We start from the raw sequence: 3247 nt of genomic DNA on the forward strand, positions 1-3247 counted from the left end.
ATATAATTCAATATTAGGAACATTAATTACTTCTAGAACTGCGCATTGCTCTCCGGCGGTCGTGCAGTACCATCAGGATAATTATTCCCATCATCACTCCCAAGACGCTACCTAACTCGGTGGTTAGTACATATGCAAGTGGGTACTCTAGAGCAGGTTGTGCATCGGGGCGAGTGGCGGACAAGCGGTTAAAGAGGTTATAAGAGAACAGCATTCCCGACGAGATCCATGCTGCTGCCATAGGAGGGAAGAACCTCTTCGACCCGCGGCGGGTGGTCAGTACCAACAAACCCCACGCCCCCGCGAAGGCCCACACACCGGTACTCAACGACAATAGGTGCCACCATAAATCGCGGTTATCCAACATAGCTGGGTTGATGCCAATAGTTCCACCAATCGCCCAGAATAGCTTAATAAATCCAAGCAGGATACAGCCAACCGCGACAAGCCTAGCCAAGGTGATATGCAGTTTCTGGCTGTTGCCCGGGAGTAATTCAATGTCGATTGGATCAGTAAATGCCTCAGGCCAACGCGCTTTAGCGTATCCAGCTAAGGCGAAAGGTAGGCAGATGCCGACTCCAACCAGTGAGACCATTACGAAAATCTGCTCATATACCCAAACGTTGGCAGCTCCTGCCTGCTGATCGCGTATCATAGCAGCAGGACCAAGCACAGGTGCCAGCAACAGCATAGGAATAAGTAAACCAGTACCTACCCAGACGGGCAAGGCAACCAACCAGGCGGGCAGTCGCTCACCCCATGTCATGCTAAACGCCAATGCTAACAGGATACCAACTGCAGCTAGAACCATTGTTACTGCGTTTGCAGTGCGCCAACTTGGGTCGCCCATTTGTTCGGTCGGCATGAAGAGACCGAAAGTCCAGGCGATTTTGATTAACAGATAAGGCATTACCGCTATAGCGGCACCATAACCCCAAAATCTACGTTTCTTCATCAAATGTGAAATTGGCTGCTTTTTCATTAATGTCATGAGGTCACCTCGGCCGCCAGACCAGTGCGTTCGTAAATCTCTACCTCTACAATGAACAGAGCGCTTCCAATTAAACTCTCATTTTTATTTCTATTTATAACTATAAATAAACACCCCTTAAGAATTATAATTTAAACTGTTTTAGTTTTAATGAATCATAGGACTATTCACGAAGATAATCATTTCCCCCATTACTCTCACCATCAATACCCTAAAAACTGCTCTGCTCGCTTTGGTTTTAACATAATATTCCAATTTAAAATCCCTTATTCTAAAAAATTGACACAAGAAGATCGTCTTCATTGACGACCTTCTTGTGTCAATTCTTCTTGAACTCCCTCAGTTTAATACGATTTTCTCACAAATACTCGCTTATTCGCAGGATTTCATCACCATTGAATTTAAGTTCACGGTTAATTGGAGTGATTTCAGGGCATGAAGATTTCGTGAAGGCATAGTGAAATAAAGGAGTTGTACAACACTCCACATTTTACCATATAATGTACATTCTCCACGCCGCCCCTGAAGGCTTTCCCTCCCATGTCTCAACGGGTCAATTGCCCTATCATTCCTTCGTCATGCCTATCCAAGGGGTGGAGGCCAGCTATGCTATCCTGATGGGTCGGTGCCCTTTTGTTCAAGAAATCTGGTACTCCGTACATATTTGAAATCCTACGAATAAGCCAACATTCGTAAAAAGAAAAAGTCTATGAAAATTAGTTTTTGAAGGTTCCCTTCGAGAACCCTATTAAAAAATCCCCCTTTAAAACTACGCAACCAGTTCAGTTATAGGTTGAACTTTATCTGCACAATAAGACTCGTTTCTGCGTGCTATTCCAACAAATATCCTGGCAAGCTTACCTACCAATTTCATAATCGATTTCATTTTCTTCATTTTTTTCACCTTAACATTATGGGTATGAATGGCTCGAAATTCCGTGTTATTCATCACAAGACTCATGGTGGCTAAGTAAAGGAAACGCCTTAGCCTGGATCGCCCTCGCTTAGAAATGACAATTTGGCCTTTCCACTTTCCAGAGCTTGCTTCAGCCAGATGCAACCCAGCGTGCCGAAGTAAAGAATTACCGTGTGAAAAACCACTTAGATCTCCTGCTTCACCTAATATTCCGGCTAGAGAAATTTCACTAATTCCCTTAATGGCAAGAAGCTTCTTGGCAAAAGGTATTTGTTTTAATACATCCTTAACCTCTTGTTCCACTCTTTCGAGTTGTAAGAATGCGAGGTCATACTCCTCTAATAATTGTTCCAAATGAAATTTATACGCTTCAAGTGCTTGTCTTGTGCCGACAGATTTCCTAGCTAACTGAAGAAGTAATTGAGCTTTCTTTAATCCAGGCTGCCTCTTCATTATTGATTTCCATCCTGAAACAACATCATGAGATTTCAGGGAACGCAGTTCCATTGGAGATGGAAATAAACGAAGTGTGGCGATAGCCCCTTTACCAGTAATATCTTTAAATACTTGCCTGAGTTCGGGAAAGACAATATCCACCCAACGGTTTAATTGATTAATAGTGCTAACGAGTCGTTTAACTACCACATCACGGTTAGACATAAGGACCCTAAGTATTTCAAATGATTCTGAAGTGTTCCTGACAAAGGCGTAGTAACCGTTCTTCACCATATCAGCGATGACCAGGGCATCTTTCTTATCACTTTTGGACTGAGTATTATCACGGTTTTCTTTATTCCTTTTTACTAAGTGAGGGTTTACTGTTACTACCTCAATTCCTTGTTTAAATAGCCATTTTGAAAGATTAATCCAGTAATGGCCTGTAGGTTCCATTCCCACGATGGCTGCATCCAATTTATTTAATCTTTGAAGCTTATCCATCCATTTTAATAAACTAGCAAATCCATCTTCATTATTTTCAAATGCAAGTGGATCTCCGACTACAATTCCACGGAAATTCACTGCTCTAGCCACATGTAATTGTTGGGCAATATCCACACCAACAACAAGGTGTTTATCGGAAATTCTTTCTATTAGTTGATTTTGTTTATCTTGCATTTTAAACTTCATATTAGGGTTCCTCCTAAAGTTTTGAGTTAGAGTGGTGTCTTACTCATATCTTACTGAGGAGCCCTATTTTTTTCAAAGCTGAAAAATAACGAACTACAGGAATGCTATCCTGCCCCTTTAGTTGCATAAAATCGAGTAGGAGGAGGCGCCTAGCCTCCGACCTCTCACACCACCGTACGTACCGTTCGGTATACGGCGGTTCAGTTTAAGTC

Annotated in this window: 2 protein-coding genes; both read right to left on the reverse strand. The window is 42.4% G+C overall.

All coding sequences use genetic code 11. The features are described 5' to 3' along the window. Positions 1–22 precede the first annotated feature (22 nt). A complete protein-coding gene (locus ACFWE9_RS26390; RefSeq protein ID WP_201225667.1) occupies positions 23–991 on the reverse strand; it encodes a hypothetical protein in 969 nt (322 codons plus the stop codon). A 769-nt stretch (positions 992–1760) separates the two neighbouring features. Then, on the reverse strand, positions 1761–3035 hold the full coding sequence (locus ACFWE9_RS26395; RefSeq protein ID WP_377359598.1) for an IS110 family RNA-guided transposase: 1275 nt from the start codon (positions 3033–3035) through the stop codon (positions 1761–1763). Between the last annotated feature and the right edge of the window lie 212 nt (positions 3036–3247).

It is taken from the genome of Peribacillus sp. NPDC060253, assembly GCF_042727425.1.
In the GTDB taxonomy this organism is placed as follows: domain Bacteria; phylum Bacillota; class Bacilli; order Bacillales; family DSM-1321; genus Peribacillus.

Excerpts from the sequence above, each read along its gene's own strand:
- ACFWE9_RS26395 (WP_377359598.1), bottom strand. The coding sequence starts at position 3,035 with ATGAAGTTTAAAATGCAAGATAAACAAAATCAACTAATAGAAAGAATT.
- ACFWE9_RS26390 (WP_201225667.1), bottom strand. The coding sequence starts at position 991 with ATGACATTAATGAAAAAGCAGCCAATTTCACATTTGATGAAGAAACGT.